At 66.3% G+C, this 24,875-nt stretch carries 23 protein-coding genes and 3 CRISPR repeat arrays; of the genes, 14 read left to right on the top strand and 9 right to left on the bottom strand.

Annotated elements, in window-relative coordinates; translation table 11 throughout:
- Positions 1 to 56 precede the first annotated feature (56 nt).
- Positions 57 to 975 (bottom strand): IS5 family transposase gene (locus LBW94_RS36770; RefSeq protein ID WP_266271503.1). Its coding sequence is split into 2 segments (ribosomal slippage): positions 57 to 609 and positions 608 to 975, totalling 921 coding nucleotides; the frame shifts between segments, so codons are not numbered across the junction.
- 244 nt (positions 976 to 1,219) lie between these two features.
- Entirely contained in the window at positions 1,220 to 1,711 is a 492-nt protein-coding gene (locus LBW94_RS36765) for a hypothetical protein (protein ID WP_225062816.1), read from the bottom strand.
- A gap of 272 nt (positions 1,712 to 1,983) precedes the next feature.
- Between LBW94_RS36765 and LBW94_RS44550 the strand changes: the two genes are divergently transcribed.
- Genes LBW94_RS44550 through LBW94_RS36755 form a run of 3 tightly spaced genes read left to right on the top strand, consistent with a single transcriptional unit; the run spans position 1,984 to position 4,004 of the window.
- Positions 1,984 to 2,460, top strand: coding sequence for a helix-turn-helix transcriptional regulator (locus tag LBW94_RS44550; RefSeq protein WP_416277025.1), 477 nt, complete (start codon positions 1,984 to 1,986; stop codon positions 2,458 to 2,460).
- Positions 2,400 to 3,263, top strand: a complete 864-nt coding sequence (locus LBW94_RS36760; RefSeq protein WP_225062803.1) for a hypothetical protein — start codon at positions 2,400 to 2,402, stop codon at positions 3,261 to 3,263. The genes LBW94_RS44550 and LBW94_RS36760 overlap by 61 nt, the downstream gene beginning before the upstream one ends.
- A gap of 18 nt (positions 3,264 to 3,281) precedes the next feature.
- Positions 3,282 to 4,004, top strand: a complete 723-nt coding sequence (locus tag LBW94_RS36755) for a GDSL-type esterase/lipase family protein (RefSeq protein ID WP_323138025.1) — start codon at positions 3,282 to 3,284, stop codon at positions 4,002 to 4,004.
- 158 nt (positions 4,005 to 4,162) lie between these two features.
- On the opposite strand, the gene LBW94_RS36750 is transcribed toward LBW94_RS36755, so the two are convergent.
- The 6 genes from LBW94_RS36750 to LBW94_RS36725 all read right to left on the bottom strand — a co-directional run bounded on the left by LBW94_RS36750 (position 4,163) and on the right by LBW94_RS36725 (position 7,597).
- Positions 4,163 to 4,501, bottom strand: a complete 339-nt coding sequence (locus LBW94_RS36750) for a hypothetical protein (protein WP_225062852.1) — start codon at positions 4,499 to 4,501, stop codon at positions 4,163 to 4,165.
- A 650-nt stretch (positions 4,502 to 5,151) separates the two neighbouring features.
- The gene (locus LBW94_RS36745; protein ID WP_225062767.1) at positions 5,152 to 5,973 is read right to left on the bottom strand and encodes a pentapeptide repeat-containing protein; all 822 of its coding nucleotides are present in this window, start codon (positions 5,971 to 5,973) and stop codon (positions 5,152 to 5,154) included.
- Complete coding sequence (locus LBW94_RS36740; RefSeq protein WP_225062768.1) at positions 5,970 to 6,389, bottom strand: hypothetical protein; 420 nt, start codon at positions 6,387 to 6,389, stop codon at positions 5,970 to 5,972. Before LBW94_RS36740 ends, LBW94_RS36745 begins: the two co-directional genes overlap by 4 nt.
- A 386-nt stretch (positions 6,390 to 6,775) precedes the next feature.
- Entirely contained in the window at positions 6,776 to 7,033 is a 258-nt protein-coding gene (locus LBW94_RS36735) for a hypothetical protein (RefSeq protein WP_225062756.1), read from the bottom strand.
- A gap of 57 nt (positions 7,034 to 7,090) precedes the next feature.
- Entirely contained in the window at positions 7,091 to 7,300 is a 210-nt protein-coding gene (locus tag LBW94_RS36730) for a hypothetical protein (protein WP_225062757.1), read from the bottom strand.
- An 87-nt stretch (positions 7,301 to 7,387) separates the two neighbouring features.
- Positions 7,388 to 7,597: a hypothetical protein gene (locus LBW94_RS36725; RefSeq protein WP_225062758.1), complete on the bottom strand. Its 210-nt coding sequence runs from the start codon at positions 7,595 to 7,597 to the stop codon at positions 7,388 to 7,390.
- A gap of 298 nt (positions 7,598 to 7,895) precedes the next feature.
- On the opposite strand from LBW94_RS36725, the gene LBW94_RS36720 reads away from it, so the two are divergent.
- Positions 7,896 to 9,119 carry a helix-turn-helix transcriptional regulator gene (locus LBW94_RS36720; RefSeq protein ID WP_323138024.1) on the top strand — a complete coding sequence of 408 codons (1,224 nt, stop codon included), beginning with the start codon at positions 7,896 to 7,898 and terminating at the stop codon, positions 9,117 to 9,119.
- A gap of 246 nt (positions 9,120 to 9,365) precedes the next feature.
- Here the strand turns inward: LBW94_RS36720 and LBW94_RS36715 are convergent, their stop codons facing one another.
- Positions 9,366 to 9,524 (bottom strand): hypothetical protein, encoded by a 159-nt coding sequence (locus LBW94_RS36715; protein WP_225062829.1) that lies wholly within the window; start codon positions 9,522 to 9,524, stop codon positions 9,366 to 9,368.
- Positions 9,525 to 9,807: 283 nt separating this feature from the next.
- Positions 9,808 to 10,142: a CRISPR direct-repeat array (repeat unit 29 nt; unit sequence GGGCTCATCCCCGCGCGTGCGGGGAGCAC).
- Between the two features lie 199 nt (positions 10,143 to 10,341).
- Between LBW94_RS36715 and istA the strand changes: the two genes are divergently transcribed.
- The 10 genes from istA to cas2e all read left to right on the top strand — a co-directional run bounded on the left by istA (position 10,342) and on the right by cas2e (position 23,134).
- Complete coding sequence (istA, locus tag LBW94_RS36710; RefSeq protein ID WP_225062765.1) at positions 10,342 to 11,841, top strand: IS21 family transposase; 1,500 nt, start codon at positions 10,342 to 10,344, stop codon at positions 11,839 to 11,841.
- The gene (istB, locus tag LBW94_RS36705) at positions 11,838 to 12,626 is read left to right on the top strand and encodes an IS21-like element helper ATPase IstB (RefSeq protein WP_225062764.1); all 789 of its coding nucleotides are present in this window, start codon (positions 11,838 to 11,840) and stop codon (positions 12,624 to 12,626) included. The genes istA and istB overlap by 4 nt, the downstream gene beginning before the upstream one ends.
- Positions 12,627 to 12,717: 91 nt before the next feature.
- Positions 12,718 to 13,234: direct repeats of the CRISPR family, unit length 29 nt; unit sequence GGGCTCATCCCCGCGCGTGCGGGGAGCAC.
- Positions 13,235 to 14,250: 1,016 nt separating this feature from the next.
- Positions 14,251 to 16,980, top strand: a complete 2,730-nt coding sequence (cas3, locus tag LBW94_RS36700; protein ID WP_255635373.1) for a CRISPR-associated helicase Cas3' — start codon at positions 14,251 to 14,253, stop codon at positions 16,978 to 16,980.
- A gap of 1 nt (position 16,981) precedes the next feature.
- On the top strand, positions 16,982 to 18,619 hold the full coding sequence (casA, locus tag LBW94_RS36695; protein WP_225062674.1) for a type I-E CRISPR-associated protein Cse1/CasA: 1,638 nt from the start codon (positions 16,982 to 16,984) through the stop codon (positions 18,617 to 18,619).
- Positions 18,616 to 19,263, top strand: coding sequence for a type I-E CRISPR-associated protein Cse2/CasB (gene casB / locus LBW94_RS36690; protein ID WP_225062673.1), 648 nt, complete (start codon positions 18,616 to 18,618; stop codon positions 19,261 to 19,263). Before casA ends, casB begins: the two co-directional genes overlap by 4 nt.
- The gene (cas7e, locus tag LBW94_RS36685; protein ID WP_225062672.1) at positions 19,260 to 20,393 is read left to right on the top strand and encodes a type I-E CRISPR-associated protein Cas7/Cse4/CasC; all 1,134 of its coding nucleotides are present in this window, start codon (positions 19,260 to 19,262) and stop codon (positions 20,391 to 20,393) included. The genes casB and cas7e overlap by 4 nt, the downstream gene beginning before the upstream one ends.
- The gene (gene cas5e, locus LBW94_RS36680) at positions 20,390 to 21,121 is read left to right on the top strand and encodes a type I-E CRISPR-associated protein Cas5/CasD (RefSeq protein ID WP_225062671.1); all 732 of its coding nucleotides are present in this window, start codon (positions 20,390 to 20,392) and stop codon (positions 21,119 to 21,121) included. The genes cas7e and cas5e overlap by 4 nt, the downstream gene beginning before the upstream one ends.
- The gene (cas6e, locus tag LBW94_RS36675) at positions 21,121 to 21,816 is read left to right on the top strand and encodes a type I-E CRISPR-associated protein Cas6/Cse3/CasE (RefSeq protein WP_225062670.1); all 696 of its coding nucleotides are present in this window, start codon (positions 21,121 to 21,123) and stop codon (positions 21,814 to 21,816) included. The genes cas5e and cas6e overlap by 1 nt, the downstream gene beginning before the upstream one ends.
- Positions 21,813 to 22,763, top strand: a complete 951-nt coding sequence (gene cas1e, locus LBW94_RS36670; protein ID WP_225062669.1) for a type I-E CRISPR-associated endonuclease Cas1e — start codon at positions 21,813 to 21,815, stop codon at positions 22,761 to 22,763. Before cas6e ends, cas1e begins: the two co-directional genes overlap by 4 nt.
- Positions 22,757 to 23,134, top strand: a complete 378-nt coding sequence (cas2e, locus tag LBW94_RS36665; protein ID WP_225062668.1) for a type I-E CRISPR-associated endoribonuclease Cas2e — start codon at positions 22,757 to 22,759, stop codon at positions 23,132 to 23,134. The genes cas1e and cas2e overlap by 7 nt, the downstream gene beginning before the upstream one ends.
- 44 nt (positions 23,135 to 23,178) lie before the next feature.
- Positions 23,179 to 24,488: a CRISPR direct-repeat array (repeat unit 29 nt; unit sequence CCGCTCCCCGCGCGTGCGGGGATGAGCCC).
- Between the last annotated feature and the right edge of the window lie 387 nt (positions 24,489 to 24,875).

Below are 24,875 nucleotides of genomic sequence, written 5' to 3'. Positions count from 1 at the left end.
CCAACCACCACGAAAACACATGCTACCCAATCACATCACGAAGTGATGCTGGAGTACTAGGTCTTGTCTCCCAATAGTTTGAGCCATTCGACTACGAGGGCCATGACGACGCCTGCACGGTAGGTCAGCGCCAGCTTGTCGTAGCGGGTGGCGACGGCCCGCCACTGTTTGGCCTTGTTGAAGGCCCGTTCGACGACGTTGCGTCCCTTGTACGCCTCCCGGTCGAACGAGGGCGCCCTGCCACCGTCACGGCCCTTGCGTTTCCGATTGGCGAGCTGATCGGCACGCTCGGGAATGACAGCTCGTATCCGTCTGCGGCGCAGCAGTTTCCGATTCGCTGCCGACGAATACGCCTTGTCGCCGAGCAGTGCGTCCGGATTCGTCCGTGGTGCCCCGCCGCCGAGGCGGGGCACCCTGACACCGTCGAGCACCTCACCGAGAAAGGGACTGTCGCCGGCCTGACCGGGCGTGATCAGCACCGACAGGCCGCGACCGGCACCATCGGTGATCAGGTGGATCTTCGTCGTCAGCCCGCCACGAGACCGGCCGATCCCGTGATCGGCAGGCTCATCGAGCAGATTCGTGTAATTCGAGGGAGCCCCCTGTGTGGCGGGCGGCGTTCGCACCGTGCTGGTGAACCCGCACGATCGTGGTGTCGATCGACGCCACCCAGTCCAGATCACCGGACACGTCGGCCAGCGCGGCCAACGCGATCAGCACCTTGTCCCACGTCCCATCAGCGGCATAGCGGCGATGGCGCTTCCACACCGTCTGCCACGGCCCGAACACCGCCGGCAGGTCCCGCCACGGCCCGCTGACCCGCAGCCGGTACAGCAATCCCTCCACGATCAGGCGGCTATCACTGAAGTTACGGCCCACGCGCCCTTCGGATTTCGGCAGCAGCAACTCCAGCAACTCCCACTGCGCATCCGTCAACACCCGAAACCGATCACCAACCACAACCACGACGACCATGCTGCCGCACCGCCACCGATCTATTGGGAGACACGCCCTAGTACCAAGCCGATCACCAGCAGTACCGTGCCGTTCCCCCAACCGACAATCATCGATCACTCCTCTCTCATAAATCACTGTCCGACAACGACTTCCGCACTTCTCACGCCGCCCGCGTACGGACAAGATGAGCCCCGGGCAGTTCGTCCGGTTCGATCCACACCGCCCGGACGTGACACCGGGACACGGTGCGCGCGAATTTCTTTCAGACCGAACTACGAGAGGAATCCACCGCGCATCGGGCTCGGTGGCCGCCGGCGATCTCATCGAGTACGGCGAGGACGGTATCCATCGCCGGCCGTAACGGATCACGCGGCGGCACGACCCAGCGGCGACGCTCCCTGACCGGATCACCCGGCGACGGCAGCAGCATGGTGGCCGAGAACGGCACAACCTGCACGTTCAACGAGTTCAGCCTGGCGACGGTCCCGAGATCCGCATCCCACCGATGCGGCGTCGTGAGGAACGTCCACCGGCCCCCGTACTCGAACACCGGCCCCCGCGCACGAATACTCTCGCACCGGGCCTGCACGAGGCACCCCAGCCGCTCGGGCATAGTGATCGCACCGATATCGGTGGCCCGCAACAAGATTCGATGGTGAGTACTGTCGATCCGGCAGTACAGCCTCCCAGCGACCCGATAATCGCTGGCACGCAGGACAACCGCGTCCGCGATGGACTGACCGGTAAAACTCATCAGCCCCACCCCCGACAGGACTCACCGTCGCGCGAAGGTCGATGAACTCGGTGGTGTTGGCCCGCCCAGGCGACACCGGCAAGGTGCGGCGGTGAGTCGTGGCTGGTCATAGCGTGTGCCTCCATTGCCGCCCGATGGGTGCGGGCCGTACCCTGTAGCAAACCGTTCGCAGCGGTCACCAGCCAGAGCGCCCGCTGTGCACTAATGAGGCGAAAAAGAGGCATTGCCCCGCTGAGCTCGGGTGTTACGCAGGGACGGAAGGCGGTAAAGGCATGGGGGTTGCCGGGCGCGAGGCGCGACGCAGATTCGCACAGCGCCGGATAGCGCTGGGATTCACCCAGGAGTCTTTAGCCGCCCGTCTCAAAGTGGAGCGCTCCACGGTAGTTCGCTGGGAGGCAGGCAAGAGCCAGCCCCAAGCGTGGCTGTGGCCGAAACTTGCAGCAGCACTGAAAGTTACACCCGAACAGCTTGCCGACCTACTCGCCAAAAGCTCCCTTGGCGCGGTTACCCACTCGCCACCACAGCCGCTTACAGCGGCAGCCCACCCAAGCGGAAATCTAACTTTTGATAGCTCAATTAGCAGTTCACCCGATGGCGGTATGTTCAATTTGCGCCGGGTGCTCATGGGGGGAATACCAGATACACCGCCAGGCACACCGATAGAGCTTACGACTGCGGTAGCGCGCACATGGAATTTGTTTTTTCCGCCCGGTTCGGCGAAATGGAAAGTTTGCTTCCTGCCGTCTTAGCAAGCGCATATAACGCCGCCGAGGCTGCGATAGGTGAGCCACGGCGTCGGGTGAATATTTCGCTTGCTCAATTACTGCATGCCTCATCGAATCTATTGGGTTATGTGGCGCAGGAAGACTTGGCAGCTCTGGCGCTCATTCGTGCCGACACACTTGCAGCAGAAAGCGGAGATGAACTGACACGAGCGGCAATCAAAGGGTCCTATTCGTGGCTATTGGCAAAGAATGGTATGTACGACGATTCGGCAGCTTATGCCGAACGCGCCGCCACAGAAATCGAACCACGATTGTCTACCGCTACACCGCGTCACGTCGCTATTTGGGGAGAACTTCTGTGTTACGCCGCATTCGCGGCCTCGCGAACGGGAGACTACCGGCAAGCGCGGCAGTATTTGCGCTTATGCGAATCGGCCGAGAGGCAGTTAGATTATGACTATGCAACGAGGCCCGAGGCGTCCAATGTTTTTGGCCGTACATCTGCCGCTAGCTTCGGTGTTGTAAACGAGATGGCAGCGGATCAGCCACGCGAAGCTATTAAACTTGCCGTCGGCAGCGACGGCGGAAACGGGGTTCCGCCGGTATTGCGCAGCCGCAGGCTGATTAACTATGCACATGCTCAGGTTCATAATCAGGAAAATACTGAAGCGGTGAGTACACTTCGCCAGGCGTGCTCGCTGGCACCAGAGTTCATCGGTCACGTACCCTTGGCCCACGCGCTGACCAACGAGCTACTGACCCGACGAGGCAAACAACGCTTGGATGGACTTGCCAGCGTTGCCGAACACATTGGTGTGCCCATCTGACCTGTAGGAATCCGAACATTGATTGTTAACCCTAACGCTTTCACCGTCTTGTGCTACGGCGACTCCAACACCTTCGGTCAACGTTCGGAAGGGCGGGGCCGATGGCCCGCCGATGTACGCTGGACTGGTCGTTTGCAAGAGTGTTTAGGTAGCGAATATTCCATTCTCGAGGAAGGTCTAGGCGGTCGCACAACTGACCTAGACGATCCGGAACGCGATGATCGCAATGGCCGAACCTATTTTCGGCCCTGCATACGTAGCCACTCGCCATTAGACATGGTGGTTATCATGCTGGGTGTAAATGATCTGAAATCCAGGTTTAATCGAGAGCCGGACGAGATTGCGGCGGCGCTGGATGGATATATTGATGACATCGAGCGCATAGCCTGGACCCGGACAAGTAGCGTGCCTGCAATACTATTGGTCAGTCCAACACATCTTGATGCCGCTAAGCCCGGATTCGCTGAACTCAGTTCAGAATATGACCTCGATTCTGTACGCAAATCATGCGAGCTTGGTCCGGCAATACACCGCGTTGCCGAGAAGCGAAAAGTTAGGTTCGCGGATGCTGCTACCGTTGCACATTCCGGACATGACGGAACACATCTGAGCCGCGACTCACACGAGCCACTTTCGCACCTGATCGCCCAAGAAACGACGAGTTCAGCCATGCAGCTAGCTGAAAATATCTTCAGAATATCGAGCGATCCACAAGATGAGCCGCCGAACTATGGGAAATAGTCATTAGTGCGAGAATTTCTTAAACGTCTGCATTATGTTCGCAGTATTCCCCGCGCATGCGAACAACCGCTTGGTCGTCCCGCAGTCACAAGTTACCCGCAAGGTCGCGTATCGGCCCCAGCGATCGCGTGGGGCTCAGCGGGAGTGGCGATACACGACTATCGACCGCCCCCGGCTTCGCCTGGCCGGGCAAGGGACGAGGCCGGGCACAGCTGCGTTACCCTCAACCGGCCATGGCCGTTGCCGGTGTAGACGATCAACTCGACGATTCCGTACCAGGTGCCCTCGTTACCGAGGACCCACGCGTGCAGCAGGCCCGGGACGGTACAGGTGAGATCGAGCCCGCCGGCCTTGACTCGCATCAGTATCTTGTCCTGGCCGAATCCTCGTGGCGCGTTGGCGGGCAGGAGGGTCGGGAGGTGGACCATCACTGGCCTGGGCGGGTCGATCACTCGTCGCGGCGACGGTTGAAAGGCATCTGGCCAGTCTTCGAACATACGTTCCCCAGGGTTTGCGTGTCGGCAACGCCCGTGACCGTGCTGTTTGCGGTGTGGACGGTGTCTTTGATGTGGCGTTGAGGTAGGTGGTGCTTCCTTCCGGCGCGGATGGTCCCAGCGTGCGGCTGCGGGCGGGTGTGGTGCCCAATGGCGAGGACCAGCGCCCGCCGGGCCCGTCGTGGATCTTTCCGTCGCCGATCTTGGCGATGTGACGTAGCCGCAGCCGAACTCAACGGCCGTTAGGTCAAGGTCTCGTCTTCGAGGTACCGCGCACGGATAGTGAGGATCTCAGCCGGTTTCAACGCGCTGCGCGGGCCGCGACGGCACCGGGGGCGGCTGCCTGAGAACGTCGAGACGCGCTTCCCGTCGCGCGATCCGCTGCTCAAGTTGCTCGACTCGGGCTAGCAATTCGCCGCAAGTGCGGCAGGCACCGGTGCGTTCGGCGCGGGACATCGGTCGCGGTGCGGTTCGGCCGGGCCGCTGTATGGCCGCGCTATGGGGCGGGAAGCCGGAGAAGCCGCTCACGGACAGCAATCTATGCCGCTTCGCTGGCGGCAGTGAACCGTTCGCCCCGGGACAGCGGGGGCGGCGGCCGAGAGTAGCTGGGCCGCGATGTGCGCGGGCCCGCACGGGACTCGGTGCAGGAGTCACTACGACAGGAGGTTGGCACCGGTGAAAATTTTTGCTCGCTGGCCTTTACCGGGATTCAGAATGTAGGTGTCGTCGCTCTGCCGGACCGAGCGGGCACGAATCTCATCGGCAGCAGGGCCCCACCTGGTTTCATCCGACCACGCCACGTTAGAGATACTGCTTACTACCGGCAGGTTCGCGCCGGTCAGGATCGCGCCGGTCAAATCCGCGCCGGTCAGGATCGCGCCGGTCAAGTCCGCGCCGGTCAGGTTGGCGTCGGTCAGGATCGCGCCGGTCAAATCCGCGACGGTCAGGATCGCATCGGTCAGGATCGCGCCGGTCAAGTCCGCGTCTTCCAGGTCCGCGCCGGTCAGGTCCGCGCCGGTCAGGTCCGCGCCGGTCAAGTCCGCGCCGGTCAGGTCCGCGCCGGTCAGATTCGCGTCTTCCAGGTCCCTGTCGGCCATGTCCGCGCCGGTCAGGTCCGCGCCGGCCAAGTTCACGTTGTACAGGTTCCGGCTGTAAAGGTCCGCGTCGCTCAGGTCCGTGTTGTGCAGGTCTTCACCAGCAAGGTCTCGATCAGTGTCGCCGAGCGCAGCTGGGTCGATAGGCGGGGTTGCCTGGGCGGAATTCGTATCGGCTGGCTCCTCAGGCGATTGTGGGGAGGCGGACTGGCGTCGACATTCGTCAGAGCTACCTGCGGTGAATGCCGGGGTCGACCCGGCCAGCGCCGCCAGGATGCGATACGCACTGTTACGGGGTTCCTCGGTCGCGACCGGGGTGAATGCCGGGGTCGACCCGGCCAGCGCCGCCAGCAACTGGCGGCCGAAGAGACGAGTGCTCATGGTGACTCCAGGTCGCCGCGGCTCCTGTTCGCGAGGCCCATCTCGCCTTGCGGCACCGGCTGTTCCGTCATGGTGTCGCGGTCGCCGTGGCCTTTCTTCGCGAAATCGTCCTCGTCGGGCAGAAGCGCTTCTACGTATTGGCTGACCTTCTTCACGACCACCGGTGTGGCCGTACCGATCACGAAGGCCAAGCCGCTCGCCGCGACGTTCGTGACGATCAGTCCACTGTCGACGATACCGGCGGCGGCACCTGCCCCGATGCCGAGTTGCACCAGAATCGAGACAGCGTACGGACCGCCACCCGGGCCGTGGGGCTTGGACCAGGGCCAGCCCTTCACTCTCCGGGTGGCCTCGACATAGATGATTCCGCAGTTGACGGCCGCGCCGACACACCCCCATACGGCATACAGCCACATATCCCGAAACGATAGGCCGTCACCGCCGGATCCGCTGCGGGACGCCGTAATACGGGCGAGAGCATGCCAGCTTCTCGGCCGCCCGGCGCCGAAGTGGCGGGCCGACGTCTCGATGGAGGCAACGCGCCGAACGATCACCAACAGCCCGTCGCGGACACCCGAGATAACAGCCCAGGGCCAGAAGCCAAGCAGGACAAACCCCTACGACGACTACGTTGAAGACTGAATCACCAGGGACAACCCTGGAGAACATAGTTTCGATTATATGTTGACGTGACATGTATCGGCAGATCGGCCGACAGAGTCCGGTGTCGTGTCCATGGTTGAGCACCTGCCGGACTGAGGCGAGGAGGCAGGGGGTCTGCGGCGGACCGGGAGGTGCCGGGTCATGGAATGCGAGGCAAGATCGCGGTGTCGTCCTCGTCGATCCACCAGCGCACCGGAGGCGGAGGCAACGGCGGCAACTCGGCCTCGTCGCGGTTCATCGGCACACTATCTCGCAGATCCTGGGCCGGTATCGGGCCCTCTGCCGGGTCGCGGCTGGTGCTGTCGTGTGCGCGGACGCGTGTCCCGATCCGGTAGCTGATCACCGCTGTGGCGAAGACCGAGCCCGGCCACAGGATCCAGGCGAGCTGGCTGGTCACGGCGCTCCTTGATATCGAGGTTGGGGGGCAATGGCTGCCGGGCAGTCACTGTGGTGGTCACGGCCACAGTCGCGCGCACGGCAGCGGTGGCATGTCGGCGCTGACGTTGTCGTCGACGGTCACGGTCAGCCCGGTGTCGGCGAAGGTGGCCGCCAGTTCGGCAGCGACCTGCTGGGCTTGTTCGGCGCAGGCTTGGTAGTCCAGTGTCAGTGCGCCGGACTCGATATGGAGATGGCGGATACGCCGGGGCGCACGGGTGGGCCGCATGGCCGATCACTTCCCCTGCGATACACGCCGACCGGTACCGCTCCCGGCAGCCTGGCCACCGTGACTGGACGGTGCATTCATCGGGGGTCACCGCGGATGTCTGGTCGAGGGCACGAGTCGGCCGGCGGTGGCGAGGGCCTCCAGCGCGGCGGCTTTGCGGGGGCAGCGCTGCGCGCGGCAGGCGATGTGGAATTGCGCCACCCGGTGGGCGGAGGCGACCGTGAACGGTGTCGACGGTGCCCGGTGGTGTTCCTGCGCGATCATGGCGACCGTCTGGTGCATGGCCAGGGTGTGCATATCGGACCTCGTTCCGATCAGCGGCTTCGACAGGCGCACTCGGCATCGAAAGCGGCACGCGACCGGCGGTGCAGCGCTGCCGGTGCCATCGCCGCCGGGCCGGATGTACCGGCCCGGTGCCGGGTGCGGACCCGACCGTAGATCGGGGTCCGCGACGTCCCCCGGTGCGTATACGCGATCCCTGTGAAATATTCGGCAATCCGTATATCGTGTCGTCACGGACCGAATCCGTTGACCAGCAACTCATCTCGACATCGCGGCGATCCCGCGCACGCGTTCACCGACTGTGGGGGCAGACATGAGGATGACGACCGGGGAGGTCATCCGCCGGATCCGTCAGGCATCAGGCATGACCCAAGCGGAGCTGGGAGCCCTCCTCGGCTACACCCAGCCCGCCATCTCCCAACTCGAGCACAACAGCGCCGCCGTCCACGACGTGCGGGTCCTGCGGCGCATCGCCGAGGCACTGCACGTCCCGCTTGCCATACTGGTGGTGGACTCGGACGAGGAGGCGGACGTGAAACGACGCCAGTTCTTCAAAGCAACAGCACTCGGGGCCGCCACCGCCCCAGCAGCGCTCACACCACCACCGGCCAGAGAACGCACCGCCACCAGCGTCACGGTCGGCGCAAACGATATCGCCGACATCGAAGCCACCATCCGCGAGATCCGTGATCTCGACTGGGTCGTCGGCGGCGACGGACTGTGCCGGACCGCCGCCAGCCACGTCCGCTACATCGAGCACCTGCTCGACACCGCCCACTACACCGACACCATCGGCCGCGAACTGACCAGCGCCGCAGCGGAAATGATGACCGCCACCGGATGGATCCACTTCGACGCCGGTCGCCGCGACGAAGCACGCCAGTACTACGCCCGCGCAGTGATAGCGGCCAACACCTCCGGCGACACTCTCGCCGTCGCCCACGCACTGCTCAACGCCAGCACTCTCGCCACCACCGGCGCGATCTCCTACGGCACCGGCTCCCGCCCCAAAGAAGGAATCCAGCTCGCCGAAGCCGCCCAGCCCACCGCACTACGACACGGCGGCCCGCACCTGCGGGCACTGGCCGCCCTCCGGGAAGCAGTCGCCCACGGAGCCACCGGCGACAAGACCGCAGTCGACACAGCGATCGGCCGGGCACACCGCGCCTACGAATCCACGCGCGGGCACGACCCGGACTGGGTGTACCTGCCCGAACACGAACTCGACGCCCTGACCGGCATAGCGCACATGGCCACCGGAAACCACCAGCAAGCCCACCGGCACCTGCACACCGCACTCCAGCACGGCGACAGCGGACCATTCCAAGCCCACACCACCGTCAGACTGGCCCAAAACCACATCCACGCCGGTGACATCGCCGAAGGCAGCGCACTACTCACCACCCACTTCGACACCATCACCGCCATCGCATCCACACGACTACACACCATCGTCACAGGCATCGCCCACGACATTCGCCCACACTCACGAATACCGGAAGTACGGGAACTACTCGGGACCATCGCGGAAGCCTGAGACCGTGTGGTTCTTCTCTACTCCAGTGCGACGGTGGACCGTGTCGAGGACGTCGTGTCGGCGCGGGGGTTCACATTTGATGCGCCACGCCACCCACGCGCGGCAGGACCACGACGCCAACCAAATGGCGGCACCGGTCGCGACAATCCAGCAACGCGAGCTACTCGCCCGACACAGGGAAACCCCGAACCCACAAGAGTGAGTTCGGGGTCCAGGCACTCCCGGTCGAGCGTCCCAGTCGACCACCTACAGCTGGTAATCCGCTTCGATCACCAACTGTTCAACAACCTCGGCGACGCGGTCGAACGCACCGTGGCCCGACACCGAGCCGCCCTGACCGCCGCCACCGCGGAATCCGGGAACCAGGACCTGCCCGATATCGCCGACGTCACCGCGAGCATCCACCCCGGCCAGTCTTCAGGCGGAAGCGACATTGGCGCTGCGCAGGGCTCATCCCCGCGCGTGCGGGGAGCACATGAACACCGCCGGTCTGGCGATCACCGGTGCGGGCTCATCCCCGCGCGTGCGGGGAGCACAGTGAGCCTCGCATCAAAATGATCGTCAGCGTGGGCTCATCCCCGCGCGTGCGGGGAGCACGTTACCCCCTCCGGATCAGGTCCAAACCCTAAGGGCTCATCCCGCGCGTGCGGGGAGCACCACCTTGATATGAAGTGGGTATTCTTTGTGTAGGGCTCATCCCCGCGCGTGCGGGGAGCACCCGGAAACCCTGAAAATTGCGGGTGCGCAGGTGGCCGAATCCCCGCGCGTGCGGGGAGCACCTGACACAGAACGGTCTTCCACCACCTTCGCGGGGCTCATCCCCGCGCGTGCGGGGAGCACCACCACACCGCACTTGCAGTGCAGGTGGATCGGGGCTCATCCCCGCGCGTGCGGGGAGCACTCGTGGCCGATCGGTCGTCGGCAGTTCAACCGGGGCTCATCCCCGCGCGTGCGGGGAGCACACTGACGTGGTTGATCTCCCGGTTCGGGAAGTGGGCTCATCCCCGCGCGTGCGGGGAGCACACACCGAGGGAATAGGTTTCTCCGGTGGGATGTCCGTGGCCATCCTAAAGTCCCCGCTGGTGGCCGTGTGTAGGTCGCCGCGGGCGGCCAAGTAGAAGTCCCCGCCACTTCGCTCCTCGTGTCAACCCCGGAACCAGGCCCGGGGCGGTGGACGGTGATAGCGCCAACTGTCACCTCCCACCGACCCCGGGGAGTTCTATTGAAGTCTGCGAGAGAGCGAATGGACATCATTTCCGCCTATCGAGAGGTCGGAACCTACCGAGGCGCCGCCGAATTGTGCGGCACCACACACAAAACGGTGAAACGAGTCGTCGAACGCGCCGCCAACGGCGGCACCCGGCCCGAACACCGGCCCGCGCCCCACAACTACGACCAATACCGCGACCTCGTCGCGAAACGTGTCAAGACCTCCCACGGCCGGATCACAGCGAAACGACTGCTCCCGGTCGCTCGCGCGGCCGGCTACGACGGGTCACCACGCAACTTCCGACGCCTGGTCGCCGAGGAGAAACAGTTGTGGCGCACCGAGAACCACCGCGGCCGCCGCCCCGGGATCTGGGTCCCGGGCGAGTTCCTGGTCATCGACTGGGCCGAAGCCGCGCCCGGCCTGCACGTGTTCTGCGCGGTCCTGGCGTTCTCCAGGTGGCGGTTCGCCGCGTTCGCCGCCGACCAGCGGCAGTCCACCACCCTGGCCATGATCGCCGACGCGCTCGCCGGGATCGGCGGCGTCCCCCGCAAGGTCCTGGCCGACCGGATGGGCTGCCTCAAAGGCGGTGTCGTCGCGAACGTCGTGGTCCCGACCGCTGAATACGTCCGCTTCGCAACGCATTACGGTTTCTCGCCGGACTGGTGCAACGCCTCGGATCCGGAATCGAAAGGTGTCGTGGAACACCTGTGTGGTTATGCCCAGACAGATCTCGCGGTCCCGCTGGTCACCGAAGCAGCGATCGCTGGCCGGACCGTCACACTGCGCGAGGCCAATATCGCGGCGAAAGCGTGGTGCGCGGAAGTGAATTCGACGATGCATTCGGAGATCTGCGCGGTTCCCGACGAACGCCTCACCGGCGAACGGGAGGTCCTGGCGGCGTTACCGTCGCTGCGGTTGGAGATCGCGGCGGCGTCGGTGACCCGCAAGGTCGACAAACTCTCTTGTGTCCGTTACGGATCCGCGCGTTACTCGGTCCCGATGCGGTTGATCGGCGCCAGTGTCGCGCTCGTCGTCGACTGCGGCGCCCTGCTGATCATCGAACCGGGCACCGGGGTGATCATCGCCGAACACGAACTCGTCGCACCCGGTTCGACGTCGATCCTCGACGAGCATTACGACGGGCCGCGCCCGGCCCCGAACCGGGGACCGCGCCCGAAAACCCCTGTCGAGAAACAGTTCTGCGCGCTCGGACAGGACGCGGAAGCGTTCCTGGTCGGTGCCGCCGCGATCGGCAACACCCGTCTGAGCCAGGATCTCGAGATCCTGCTCGCGCTCGGGGCCGCGCACGGCACGACGAATCTGGTCGCCGCCCTGCGCAGGGCGGTGGCGTTCAAACGGTTCCGGGCCGCGGACGTCCGGTCGATCCTCGCCGCGGGCGCCGGGGCCCCGCAACCCCGCCCGGCCGGCGACGCCCTGGTCCTCGACCTGCCCGCCGCGACGACCAGGTCGCTGGACGCCTACCGGATCACCGGTGACGGGAGCGCGTCATGACCACCGCTGCTCGTCCGGGAACGGCCGCGCCGAAACCGGTCCCGGAACTGGCCGCGGACCTGGACGCCGGCCTGCGGCGGTTGAAGTTGTCGACGGTCCGGCGGTTGGCGGCGGAGGTGATGCAGACCGCGAAGACGCAACGCTGGACCCCGGAAGAAGTGCTGCGCACGCTGATCGAGGCCGAGATCGCTGCCCGGGACGCGTCGAACGCCGCGAACCGGCTCAAAGCCGCCGCGTTCCCGGTGACGAAGACCTTGGACACGTTCGACGTCGCCGGGTCGTCGATCCCGGCTGCGACCTATGACTACCTGGCAAGTCTCGAATGGGTTGGCACGCAACAGAATCTGGCGTTGATCGGGCCACCGGGAACGGGCAAGAGCCACACGCTGGTCGGGCTCGGACACGCCGCGGTGACGGCGGGGTTGAAGGTCCGGTACTTCACCGCCGCCGAGTTGATCGACACGCTCTACCGGGGTCTTGCCGACAACACCGTGGGGAAGGTGATCGAGTCGGTTCTACGGGCTGACCTGGTGATCTGTGACGAGGTCGGGTTCGCGCCGCTCGACGATACCGGGACGCAGTTGTTGTTCCGGCTGGTTGCGGCGGCTTACGAGCGGCGGTCGTTGGCTGTCGCGTCGCATTGGCCGTTCGAACAGTGGGGGCGGTTCCTGCCCGAACACACCACCGCGGCAAGCATTTTGGATCGGTTGCTGCATCACTGCACGGTGGTGGTCACCGAGGGTGATTCCTACCGGATGCGGCACCGCACGACAGGGAGGAGGTGACCGGTGAACTGATCATTCCAGGGCGAAGCGGTGGAGACTTCGGTCGGCCACCAGCGGCGACATCACGCTGGCCGTTGACACCGGTGGGAATGGGCTCATCCCCGCGCGTGCGGGGAGCACACCCCGTCGGGGCCCTGCGTGAGCCACACGTACGGCTCATCCCCGCGCGTGCGGGGAGCACAATCACTACCAGGCCCACGACGGCGAAGATCCGGGCTCATCCCCGCGCGTGCGGGGAGCACGTGCTGGCCGGACCGGTGCGCGTCGAGCTGGAGGGCTCATCCCCGCGCGTGCGGGGAGCACGACGGTACCCGGTCTCTGATCGTGCTGCGTGAGGGCTCATCCCCGCGCGTGCGGGGAGCACGACCCGGTAGCCAAGATCGCACCCGCGGCCTCGGGCTCATCCCCGCGCGTGCGGGGAGCACGGGCGGTTGAGGCCGCGTGGGATGAAATCCATGGGCTCATCCCCGCGCGTGCGGGGAGCACTTCCTCGAGCGCCAGCGCGACGCCAGCCAGTAGGGCTCATCCCCGCGCGTGCGGGGAGCACTGGCAACCCGGCCACGCACGGCGGCATTGCCCGGGCTCATCCCCGCGCGTGCGGGGAGCACTTATTGGCCTCGCGGTTCTTGGCGCCCAAGCCGGTTTTTCATTCACTTTCGATCGACCCAAGTCGATCTTGACACGTGTCGATGTCACCGTAGACATCAGGGTAGCTCGCAAACCACGACCCCGACTTGGCCCTGCCTACAACCGACCTCGTCGCAACGATATCCGTGATCCGTTGTGCCGCGGCAGCACTGGCCAGCAGGTCCCTGTATCAGGACGCTCGGTAGTCTGTTCGCATTCCCCGCGCGTGCAGGGATGAGCCCCTTGGTGACGTCGAAACCTGGGCTGTGCAGTACCTTCCCCGCGCCTGCGGGGATCGCCGGTTCCAGAACCCGAGTCGGTGGCCTTCATGCAACGAAGGCCATCCTCGCGGCCATCGCCGCTTGGCCGGCACCATGAACCACACGAGACCGGTTGCCCCTATCGAACAGTGCCTCCCCTCGCGGCTGACCGACTACATTTTGATTGCCAACCTTGGAGACGTAAGCTTGCGTTTACAACGTCAAACAAGCTGGCTTCCCGGCAGCTTCGATTGCGTCGCCCGTCTCTCGGGAGGGGTTGATGCACAGATGAATTCAGGGTCACGAGGTTAGGAGTTCGGACATGAAGTTGCCAGGGCCGCCAGCGAAGAGCTCTTCCCATGGCTCACCCGATGACGGTTCGTCCACATGGGGTGTTCATCCAGTGCTGATCCTGGTGATGGGGTCGTTCTTCGCGACTGTTGCTGGCGTGCTGGCGGATTGGGAAGTCGCCGCCAATGTGTTCATCGCAACCGTCGCGGTCTTCAGACGTCCGGGCCGATGAGGTTCTCCGACGGCTCGCGGGTGGCGGCGAGGGGTTCCAGAGGCACCGCGAGGGGAGCTCGGCGAAGTTGGCAGCGATGGTCACTGTGTTGATGTGTCGCTGCCGCGTCGATGTGGGTGTTCGGTCGGATCGGCTGTTTGTGTCGATGGTGCCCGCTAGTCTGTTGCCGTTGGGGTTGCTGTCATAGCTCGTTGCTTCTGGATCGGGGGGGTTCATGTTGTCGGCGTCGACGTTGTCCGCGTGGGCGAAAAGTGATCGTGACGGCGGAAGCCTTTCTCTGGTAAGGCATCTGGCGGATTCTGCGGCGGTGGCGGGGCTGGTGTGGGACCGGTGGCTTCCGGAGAGCACGAAACGTGTGATTTCCGAGGGGTTTCCAGAGGGACCGGCCGATGGTCGGCTGTTGTTGCGGTGGCTGGCGGGTGTCCATGATGTGGGGAAGTTGACGCCGGCGTTCGCGTGTCAGGTTCCGGCGTTGGCTGATGTAATGCATGACAAGGGGTTGGATCTGCGCAATCCTCCAGCGAATCGTCGGGCGTTGCCGCACGGGCTGGCCGGGCAGGCCGAGCTGGAGCGGTTCCTGCTGGGGTTGGGGTGGGGAAGGAAAGTGGCGCAGTCGTATTCGATCGTGGTGGGTAGTCATCACGGTGTGCCGCCGACTCGTTCGGAGTCGCAGTCGGCACCGCATCAGCGGGCGTTACTCGGTGAGGGGCAGTGGATTTCCAGTCGTGACGAGTTGATGTTGCATGTCACGAAATCGGTGGGGGTACTGGGGCGTTTGCCGCAGTGGCAGCGGATCGCGTTGCCGGTGACGGTGCAGGCGTTGCTGACGGCGGCGGTGATCGTGTCGGATTGGATTGCCAGCAACCAGGACCTGTTCCCGCTGGACAGTGCACGCGTGTCGTCGGTGGCGGCGGTGGAGGCGTGGGAGGTGCTGGGTTTGCCGGCACCGTGGCGCCCGTCGGCGCGGTTGTCGGGTACGGAATTGTTCCGTGCCCGGTTCGATCTGCCTGCCGGTGCCGGTGTGCGGCCGTTGCAGGCGGAGTGTGTCCGGGTGGCGGAGCGGATGCCGGTGGCGGGGCTGATGATCGTCGAGGCGCCGATGGGTGAGGGGAAGACCGAGGCGGCGCTGTTGGCGGCGGAGATCTTGGCGCGCCGGTTCGGGTTCGGCGGGGTATTCGTGGCGCTGCCGACGATGGCGACGTCGAATGCGATGTTCGATCGTGTGCGGGAGTGGGCGCAGCGGCTACCGGATGCGGTGGGCAGCATGTTCCTGGCGCATGGGAAAGCGGCGTTGAACTCCTCGTTCAGCGAGCTGCGCCACAAGGGGTTCGCGTCGATCGGTGTCGACTGTGGCGATTCGGGCGTCGCGGCGCATTCCTGGTATGTGGGCAAGAAGGGCCCTTTGGCGAATGTCGTGGTGGGGACCATCGATCAGGTGTTGCGTGCGGCGTTGAAGACGCGGCATGTGATGTTGCGGCATCTGGCGTTGGCGAACAAGGTCGTGATCGTCGACGAGGTGCACGCCGCCGACAGTTACATGTCGACGTATCTGGCTCGTTGCTTGGAGTGGCTCGGCGCCTACCGGGTGCCGGTGCTGCTGTTGTCTGCGACATTGCCTCCAGCGCAGCGTATTTCGCTGGTCGATGCCTACAGCCGGGGTGCGTCCGGCGGGAATCCGGCCGTCGCGGCGGTGACTGCGGAGACCTATCCGAGTGTGACGGTGTGGCCACCGGGGGTGGATCCGGCGCCGGTGCCGGCGTCGGGTCGGTCTATCGAGGTGGTGTCGGAGTGGATCGCCGACGATCTGGCCGGGGTCGTGGCGGTGGTACGTGATGCGCTGGCCGGAGGCGGTGTGGCGGGGATCGTCTGTAACACGGTCGCTCGCGCGCAGCAGATGTTCACGGCCTTGTCCGAGGATCCAGGATTCGCCGAGGACGAGTTGCTGCTGGTGCATTCGCGTTTCGTGGCCTCGCATCGGGCCGCGCTGGAGGCTCGGCTGCGCGCCGCGCTCGGGCCACCGTCGAAGGCGGTCCGGCCGGGCCGGTTCGTGCTGGTGGGAACGCAGGTGATCGAGCAATCGCTCGATATCGACGTCGATCTGCTGATCACCGATCTGGCGCCGATGGATCTGCTGCTGCAACGGATCGGCCGCCTGCACCGGCACGTCCGCCCGGACCGGCCGTCACGGGTTACGCTGCCGCGCTGCCCGATTCGGGGTGTCGACCGGACCTCGGCGGTGCCGGTACCCGGTAAAGGGTCGGTGGCAGTGTACGGCGCTGCGCGGCTGCTGCGCGCCGCGGCGGTGTTGGAAGGCCGGTCCGATCCGGTGATCCGGATTCCGGACGAGGTGCCACAGCTGGTGGCCGGCGCGTATGCCGAGACCGTGGTGTGTCCCGGCGGCTGGGAGGACGTGATGGCCGGCGCGGAGCGAAGATGGCGTGAATTCGTTGCGGGACAGCAGGTTCGCGCGCGCGACTACCTGCTCGGCAGTCCGTACGGGGAGATGTCCACGTTGCGGGGCTGGATCGCGGTGGGAGTACCCGACGACCTCGAGGGTGTGGCAGGCCAGGCGCAGGTGCGTGACGCGGAGGACACGATCGAGGCGATCATGGTCCGCAGAGCCGGGGCCGAGGTGTACGCGCTGGACGAGGCGGCGGGTTACGGTGGTCGGCTGGTCCCCACCGACGCGCCGCCGGATCCTGGGTTGGCGAAAGCGTTGGCGGCGTGCACGATCCGGCTTCCGGCGATGCTGACCAATTACGGGAGGATGGGTGTCGTCATCGACGCCTTGGAAGCCGCGTGTTATCCGGGATGGCAGCAATCACCATGGCTGGCCGGTGAACTCGTCCTCGAGCTCGACGAGGACGGCTGCGCGGTGGTCGCCGGCCACCAGCTGCGCTACGACAACCGTCTCGGGTTGCTCATCGAACGGATCGGGAACTGACATGACAACGAGCACAAACGATTTCGACCTTCTGGACCAGCCCTGGATATCGGCGATCGACACCCACGGAACACCACAGCAGTTGTCGCTGCGTGACGTGTTCGCGGCCGCGCACGACCTGTCGGCGATCACCGGCGAGTTGCCCACCCAGGCGTTCGCGATCCTGCGGCTGTTGCTGACGGTGCTGCGCCGCAGCGTCGCCGCACGGCCGGGATCGGCGGCGACCGTGTGGGAAGACCTGTGGCGGGCCCCGATACTGCCGGTGGCCGAGATCGATGAGTACCTGGCCCGGTATGCGGACCGTTTCCATCTGCTCGATCCGGAGAAGCCGTTCTTTCAGGTGGCGGGTCTGCGGTCGGCGGCCGACGCGGTCAGCGGTCTGGACCGGGTGATCGCGGATGTGCCCAACGGGGAGAAGTACTTCACCACCCGTGCCGGTGAGGCTGTGCAGCGGATCGGTTTCGCCGAGGCCGCGCGCTGGGTGGTGCACGTGCACGCGTTCGATCCGTCGGGAATCAAGACCGGCGCGGTCGGTGACGCGCGGGTGAAGAACAACAAGGGGTATCCGATCGGCGTGGCCTGGACCGGCAATCTCGGCGGGGTGTTCGTCGAGGGTGCGACCGTGCGCGAGACGCTGCTGCTGAATCTGGTCCTGCTGGACACCAACGGAGCACGGTTCGACGGTGACGATCTGCCGGTGTGGGAGCGTGATCCGTACGGCCCGGCGCAACGGCAGGACCGCCGCCCGGCCGGTCCTGCGGATCTGTGCACCTGGCAGAGCCGGCGGGTCCGTCTGGTGCACGACGGGGCACACGTCACCGGGGTGGTGCTGTGCAACGGTGACGCACTCGACCCGGCCAATCAGCATCTGCTGGAACCGATGACCGCGTGGCGGTACAGCCCGGCGCAGACCAAGAAATCCGGTCGGCCACAGCATTATCCGATGACCCATGATCCTCGGCGTGCGCTGTGGCGCGGGTTCGCGTCGCTGATCGCCGAGGTCGCCAACACCGGCGACACCCAGCAACGGGCGATCGCTGCCGGGGTGATGGAATGGATCCGCTACCTCCTCGACGAAGAAGCGCTGTCCCCGACGCATCCCGTGCGGTTGCACGCGACGGGAATGCAGTACATCAACAACCAGTCGGTGGTCGGCGACATCTTCGACGACACCCTGGGGTTCCGGGTCGGATTGCTGTCGTCGGACCCCGACCTGCGTACTTGCGCGATCGGCGCCGTGCAGGTTGCCGAGGACTGCGTCGAGGCGATCGCCACCCTGGCCGGCAACCTCGCCCTCGCCGCCGGTGGTGATTCTCAGGGCGCACGGGACAGAGCCCGCGAACGCAGCTTCTTCGATCTGGAGGCCCCGTACCGGCGCTGGCTGGCCGGGCTGGCACCACGCGCCGACCAGCGCAGCGCCCCCTACGAAGACCACTGGCAGCAGACGGTGCGCACCGTGATCGAGCCCGTCGCACACGATCTGGTGTCCGCGGCAGGTGCACCGGCGTGGGTCGGCCGGGAAGTCCAGGGCCGGCACCTCGACACCGGCCTGGCCCAGAAGTGGTTCCACGCCCGACTACGCCGCACGTTGCCCGCGGCGTATCCCCGCACGACGACCGAGAAAGAGCCTGCTGCGTGAGTACATTCGGCGACAAGGACAGCGCGCTGGAGACATTCGTCGCCGACCGCGTCGCAGCCCTGCAAAAGAAATACCTGCGCGACGACCCACAGGCCGTCGCCATCATGGCCCGGCTGCGCCGCGCAGTGGCCACCCCGGCCGGAAGCCGGCCCGACATCTGGAAACCGACCCTCGGCGACCTGCCCGAATCGCTGACCGATCCCCGCGAGTTCCGGGCCGCCGAGCGGGACGGGGCACCGACGGCGTGGGAGCAGGCCGCACACGACGCGATCACCCTGCACGCGTGGCACCAACAGTCACGACCGGAACCCATGCACCGCCGCGGCGCCTCGTTCGGCGCCGCACTGAACACCCTCGGCCGCCGCACCGAGGCCGTTGACGCAGTACGCCGCCGGTTCCACGTCCTGGGCACCGCGCAACACCGGGACCTGCGAATGACATCCCTGCGCGCGCTGCTCAGCCAGCTGCGTACCCAGGCGATTCCCGTGGACTACGGGCGCCTGGCCCGGGATCTCCGCCGCCTCGGTGACCGGGCCACTGCCACCGGGGTGCTGTTGCAGTGGGGCCGCGACTACCACCGCAACGAGCCGGACACCGGCACCGACGACCTCAAGAACACCACAGTGAAAGGCGATTCCGAATGACCCGCTTGTTCGTCGACGTACACGTCCTGCAGACGGTGCCGCCGAGCAACGTCAACCGCGACGACACCGGCAGCCCGAAATCCGCTGTCTACGGGGGTGTTCCACGAGCCCGGGTCTCAAGCCAGGCATGGAAACGCGCGACCCGGACGATGTTCGCCGACCTGGTCGACCCCGCCACACTCGGAGTCCGCACCAAACGGGTCGTGGAACTGGTCGCCGCCGCAATCACCGCCACCTCCACCGATATCACCGAACCCGAAGCCGCCGCGATCGAGGTGATCAAGGCCGCCGGCGTCAAGGACCTCGAAAAACCCAAACGCGGCAAGAAGAACGAGGCCGCCGAGGACGAGGTGGAACAATCGAAATATCTGATCTTCCTCAGTGCCACACAGATTCAGCGTCTGGCAGCACTGGCGATCGAGGCCGCCCGCACCGGGGAACCGGTCGACAAGGCCGCCGCGCGCGCCGCGGCGCAATCCACGCACAGTATCGACGTCGCCCTATTCGGCCGCATGGTCGCCGACGCCGCCGACCTCAACGTGGACGCGGCAGCACAAGTGGCACACGCGATCAGCGTTCACGCGGTGAACAACGAATTCGACTACTACACCGCCGTGGACGACCGTGCCCCCGAGGACAACACCGGCGCCGGGATGATCGGCTTCGTCGAATTCAACTCCTCCACCTTGTACCGATACGCCACGGTCAACATCGAAGCCCTGCGCACCAACCTCGGCGACGACATCGCGACCGTCCGCGCGGTCGCCGCGTTCGTGACCGCGTTCGTCCGCAGTATGCCGACCGGGAAACAGAACACCTTCGCCCACCGCACCCTCCCCGACGCGGTCCTGGTCAGCCTGCGCACCGATCAACCAGTGAACCTGGTGACCGCGTTCGAGGAACCGGTCAACGCGGCCGGATCCGCCCGCGCGATCGGTGCCGCGAAAGCACTGGCCGACCGCTACCAGGCCATCGAAAACGCCTACGGCAACGGCGGCACCGTGAATTTCGTCGTCGCCGCCGGCGACGGCGCCGCCGAACTCACCACCCTCGCCGAACCCGCACCGCTGTCGGACATCGTCACCGAGGTCGCAGCCAGGGTCACCGCGGCGCTGGGCGAGGCGTCGTGAGCGTCCTGCTGCTCAGACTGGCCGCGCCGCTGCAATCCTGGGGTGTGGCCAGCAGATTCGCCCGCCGCGACACCCAGCACTACCCCTCCAAGAGCGGCGTACTCGGATTGATCGCCGCCGCCCAGGGCCGCCGCCGCACCGACCCGATCGAAACCGCACTCGTCGGCCTGGCCTTCGGCGTCCGTATCGACCAGCCCGGCACCCTGATCCGCGATTTCCAGGTCGCGGTCCGCCGCACCGATGGCAAACAACTGCCCCTGTCACAGCGTTACTACCTCGCCGACGCGGTCTTCGTCGCCGGTATCCAAGGCGACCGCAATCTGCTCGACGGTATCCGGACCGCCCTGCTGAACCCCGCGTTCCCGCTGTATCTGGGCCGCAGATCCTGCCCGGTGACCGAACCTGTCGTCCTCGGCGGCATCCGCGAGGGCCTGCTGCCGGACGTGCTGCACGACACCAGCACCTGGCAAGCCGCCCACTGGTACAGGTGCCGGCAACCACAACTACTGCACCTGCCCATCTTCCGGGACCAGCTACGCGACACCGACACCGGCGCACCCGACGCCGTCGATGTCCTCACCGAACGAGTCCGCGACGTCCCGGTGAGTTTCGACCCCACCCATCGGGAATACGCCTGGCGCACGGTGATCACCGACCACGCACCGGTCGACAACCCGCACGGCACCGCGCACACCCACGACCCGATGTCCGCGCTCGGCGGTGCCTGATGTTTCTCTCCCGAATCCCCATCAACCCCGCCCGCCGTGACACCCGCAAATTCCTCGCCTCACCACAGGTCATCCACGCCGCGGTCCTGTCGGCGTTCCCACCCGACACCCCCGGCCCTGCATCCGGCGAGGGCCGCGTGCTGTGGCGACTGGACCAGCGCGATGCCACAATCCACCTCTACGTCGTCAGCCCCCACGAACCGGACTTCACCCACATCGTCGAGCAGACCGGATGGCCGACCACCGCGGCATGGGCCACCCGCAAATACGACCAGCTGCTCGACACCCTCACCACCGGGCAACGCTGGCACTTCCGGCTCACCGCCAACCCCGTGCGCTCCACACTGGACCGGACCCGCACCGAAAACACCGGCCGGCATGTGAAAGACCGCGGGAAAATCGCCGGCCTTAGCGCCGCCGAACAACTGGACTGGTTGCGCCGCAAAGCAACTCGCGCCGGATTCATCCTCACCGAATGCGGGCCGGAAGACCAGCGTGAGGACGACGTCAGACTCATCGCCCGCGACACACTCCGGTTTCAGCGCCACAACACCCCGGTCACTTTGTCCGTCGCGACCTTCGAAGGGACACTGACCGTGTCCGATCCGATCCTGTTGCGCGCAGCGCTGACCGGCGGCATCGGCCGCGCCAAAGGATACGGATGCGGCCTGCTGACAATCGCGCCGACCCAATGAAAGAGATCCCCGGCGTCCGGCCGGTCCGCATCGGCGAACTCGTCCGCGCCCAGGACCGCTTGTCGTTCATCTACCTCGAGCGAGCGGTAGTGCACCGCGACGCCAACGCCATCACCGCCACCGACGAACGCGGCGTGGTCCACATTCCCGCCGCGACCCTCGGCGCGCTGATCCTCGGACCCGGCACCCGCATCACCCACCACGCCATGATGCTGCTCGCCGAAAGCGGTTCCACCACAGTCTGGGTCGGCGAGCGCGGCGTCCGCTACTACGCACACGGCCGATCACTGGCCCGAACATCACGACTGCTGGAAGCCCAAGCACTGGCCGTGTCCAACCAGACCACCCGGCTCAAGGTCGCCCGAGCCATGTACGCGATGCGATTCCCCGACGACGACACCAGCGGCCTGACCATGCAACAGTTACGCGGCCGCGAAGGCGCCCGCGTCCGCCGGATCTACCGCGAACACGCCGAACGCACCGGAATCGAATGGACCAGAAGGGATTACAACCCCAACGATTTCAGCGGCAGCGACCCAGTCAACCAAGCCCTCTCCGCGGCCACCACCTGCCTCTACGGCCTCGTCCACGCAGTAGTCGTCGCACTGGGCTGCACCCCGGGACTCGGCTTCGTACACACCGGCCACGAACGCTCGTTCGTCTTCGACCTCGCCGACCTCTACAAAGCCGAATACGCCATCCCCATCGCCTTCGACATCGCCGCCGACGACGTGGACGACATCCCCTCGGCCACCCGCCGCGCCGTCCGCGACGCCATCCACGCCGGCGGCCTACTCGGCCGCTGCAGCAAAGACATCCACACACTGCTCCTGCCCGACGAACCCGACGCCGCCGACACCTGGGACGCCGACATCGTCGAACTATGGGACCGATCCGGCAACGTCACCGCCGGAATCTCCTACGACGACGAGGAAGTCCCGTGGTAGTACTCGTCCTCACCGCCTGCCCAGCCGGCCTGCGCGGCCACCTCACCCGCTGGTTCCTAGAGATCAGCCCCGGAGTGTTCGTCGGCGTGCCGACCGCCCGCGTCCGAGACCTCGCCTGGCAGCGAGTAGTCGAACTCGCCAAAGACGGCCGCGCCATCATGATCTACTCCACCCGCACCGAACAACGCCTCGCATTCAAAGTCCACCGCCACGACTGGGAACCCGTCGACATCGACGGCATCCACCTCATGCGCCGACCTCACACCGGCAACACCAGCACCACCGTCAAACCCCGACCAGGCTGGAGCAAAGCCAGCAGATACCGCAAAGCAACCCAACGCCGCACCGCCCACAACGGCGACGAAAAGTGAAAGAGAAACACGGTTACCGCACAGGAACCCCCTGGTCAGGAAGTCCGCTCCCCGCGCGTGCGGGGATGAGCCCCGCCGCCCCTGGAGATCGGCCTCCCAGGATCGCCGCTCCCCGCGCGTGCGGGGATGAGCCCATCTGCGCGGCGGCCGGATCCCACTCGGCCCGCCGCTCCCCGCGCGTGCGGGGATGAGCCCCTTCTCGTTTCGGGCCCGTGGATGAGGCGCCGCTCCCCGCGCGTGCGGGGATGAGCCCCCCAACTCCCCGCACCGGGGCGCCGGACAGCTCCGCTCCCCGCGCGTGCGGGGATGAGCCCGGGTCCGGTGCCACGATCGGCGGCAACCCGGGCCGCTCCCCGCGCGTGCGGGGATGAGCCCGATTGCCTTACCTGCCGCCGAGGCGGCCGGTGCCGCTCCCCGCGCGTGCGGGGATGAGCCCCCCCTCCCGCTGGGAGGGGGACTGGGGGTAGGCCGCTCCCCGCGCGTGCGGGGATGAGCCCGCCTCGCCCGGCGCGAAGATCGGCGAACGGGCCCGCTCCCCGCGCGTGCGGGGATGAGCCCGTCCAGGTGCGGTCGGCGATCACTCCGTCGCACCGCTCCCCGCGCGTGCGGGGATGAGCCCGTGCCCGCCGCGCTGGCTGCGGCGGCCCTGGACCGCTCCCCGCGCGTGCGGGGATGAGCCCTCTTCCCACAGCACCACCGGCACCGGAACCGTCCGCTCCCCGCGCGTGCGGGGATGAGCCCCCCGAAACGCAACGCCGTAAGCCCGGCGACAACCGCTCCCCGCGCGTGCGGGGATGAGCCCTCGCGGCACACCGCGAAAGGCTCGCATCCGAGCCGCTCCCCGCGCGTGCGGGGATGAGCCCATGTACCGGCTCAACCTGGCCAAGCTGCAACACCGCTCCCCGCGCGTGCGGGGATGAGCCCGCCCGCACCCAGGACGTCGAATACCTTCTCGGCCGCTCCCCGCGCGTGCGGGGATGAGCCCTGTACGAAGCGTTCGCCGACGCGGGCCTGATCCCGCTCCCCGCGCGTGCGGGGATGAGCCCTCGGCGACGGGCCCGCGGTGGCCGACCCCGCCCCGCTCCCCGCGCGTGCGGGGATGAGCCCTCTCTCAGATCCATGTGTCGTGTGCCCTCTGCCCGCTCCCCGCGCGTGCGGGGATGAGCCCCACAACAGGTAACTGCCCTCGACTATGGTCACCCGCTCGCCGCGCTTGCGGGGATGAGCCCCGCTGCTCAAACTCGGCGGCCAGCTGCTCGGCCCGCTCCCCGCGCGTGCGGGGATGAGCCACAGGTCCTGCACCGCCCGCAGAAACGGTGTGTCGCCCGCTCCCCGCGCGTGCGGGGATGAGCCCTGCGCCGGGCGGCATGGGTCGCCACCAGCACACGCTCCATTAGGTCCCGCCACTCGACCGCTGGACTCGTCCCGGCGGTACTGCGCCCTAACACCCCCTGCTGGTGCGACAACATCCTGCCAACTCCTGTCGGCGCATCGGCTGTACGGCGGGTCCGATGTTCTCGATAGCAGGTTTGCCGGAATCTCGGAGTCGTCCTCGTGGGACCTGATCGGCACCGCATCGCCGAACGCACTGTGATGCCGCATACCGGTGAACAACTCACGCCTGCATCCTGCGCTGACCCGAGGGAGGCGGATATCAGCGAATCGGTGGACGCGTACCTACTGGTTTGATCCGAAGTGCGGGGCCATCTACCGTCAGACGGTTCGGATTGATTAGCGTTAG

Source organism: Nocardia sp. alder85J (genome assembly GCF_020176955.2).
GTDB lineage: Bacteria > Actinomycetota > Actinomycetes > Mycobacteriales > Mycobacteriaceae > Nocardia.
The sequence above is the reverse complement of the archived record's forward strand: the minus strand, read 5'-3'. Positions and strand labels throughout refer to the sequence as shown.

Coding starts and splice junctions, on each gene's coding strand:
- LBW94_RS36765 (WP_225062816.1), bottom strand. CDS start 1,711: ATGAGTTTTACCGGTCAGTCCATCGCGGACGCGGTTGTCCTGCGTGCC.
- LBW94_RS44550 (WP_416277025.1), top strand. CDS start 1,984: ATGGGGGTTGCCGGGCGCGAGGCGCGACGCAGATTCGCACAGCGCCGG.
- LBW94_RS36760 (WP_225062803.1), top strand. CDS start 2,400: ATGGAATTTGTTTTTTCCGCCCGGTTCGGCGAAATGGAAAGTTTGCTT.
- LBW94_RS36750 (WP_225062852.1), bottom strand. CDS start 4,501: ATGTTCGAAGACTGGCCAGATGCCTTTCAACCGTCGCCGCGACGAGTG.
- LBW94_RS36745 (WP_225062767.1), bottom strand. CDS start 5,973: ATGAGCACTCGTCTCTTCGGCCGCCAGTTGCTGGCGGCGCTGGCCGGG.
- LBW94_RS36740 (WP_225062768.1), bottom strand. CDS start 6,389: ATGTGGCTGTATGCCGTATGGGGGTGTGTCGGCGCGGCCGTCAACTGC.
- LBW94_RS36730 (WP_225062757.1), bottom strand. CDS start 7,300: ATGCGGCCCACCCGTGCGCCCCGGCGTATCCGCCATCTCCATATCGAG.
- LBW94_RS36725 (WP_225062758.1), bottom strand. CDS start 7,597: ATGCACACCCTGGCCATGCACCAGACGGTCGCCATGATCGCGCAGGAA.
- LBW94_RS36720 (WP_323138024.1), top strand. CDS start 7,896: ATGAGGATGACGACCGGGGAGGTCATCCGCCGGATCCGTCAGGCATCA.
- istB (WP_225062764.1), top strand. CDS start 11,838: ATGACCACCGCTGCTCGTCCGGGAACGGCCGCGCCGAAACCGGTCCCG.
- cas3 (WP_255635373.1), top strand. CDS start 14,251: ATGTTGTCGGCGTCGACGTTGTCCGCGTGGGCGAAAAGTGATCGTGAC.
- casA (WP_225062674.1), top strand. CDS start 16,982: ATGACAACGAGCACAAACGATTTCGACCTTCTGGACCAGCCCTGGATA.
- cas7e (WP_225062672.1), top strand. CDS start 19,260: ATGACCCGCTTGTTCGTCGACGTACACGTCCTGCAGACGGTGCCGCCG.
- cas6e (WP_225062670.1), top strand. CDS start 21,121: ATGTTTCTCTCCCGAATCCCCATCAACCCCGCCCGCCGTGACACCCGC.
- cas1e (WP_225062669.1), top strand. CDS start 21,813: ATGAAAGAGATCCCCGGCGTCCGGCCGGTCCGCATCGGCGAACTCGTC.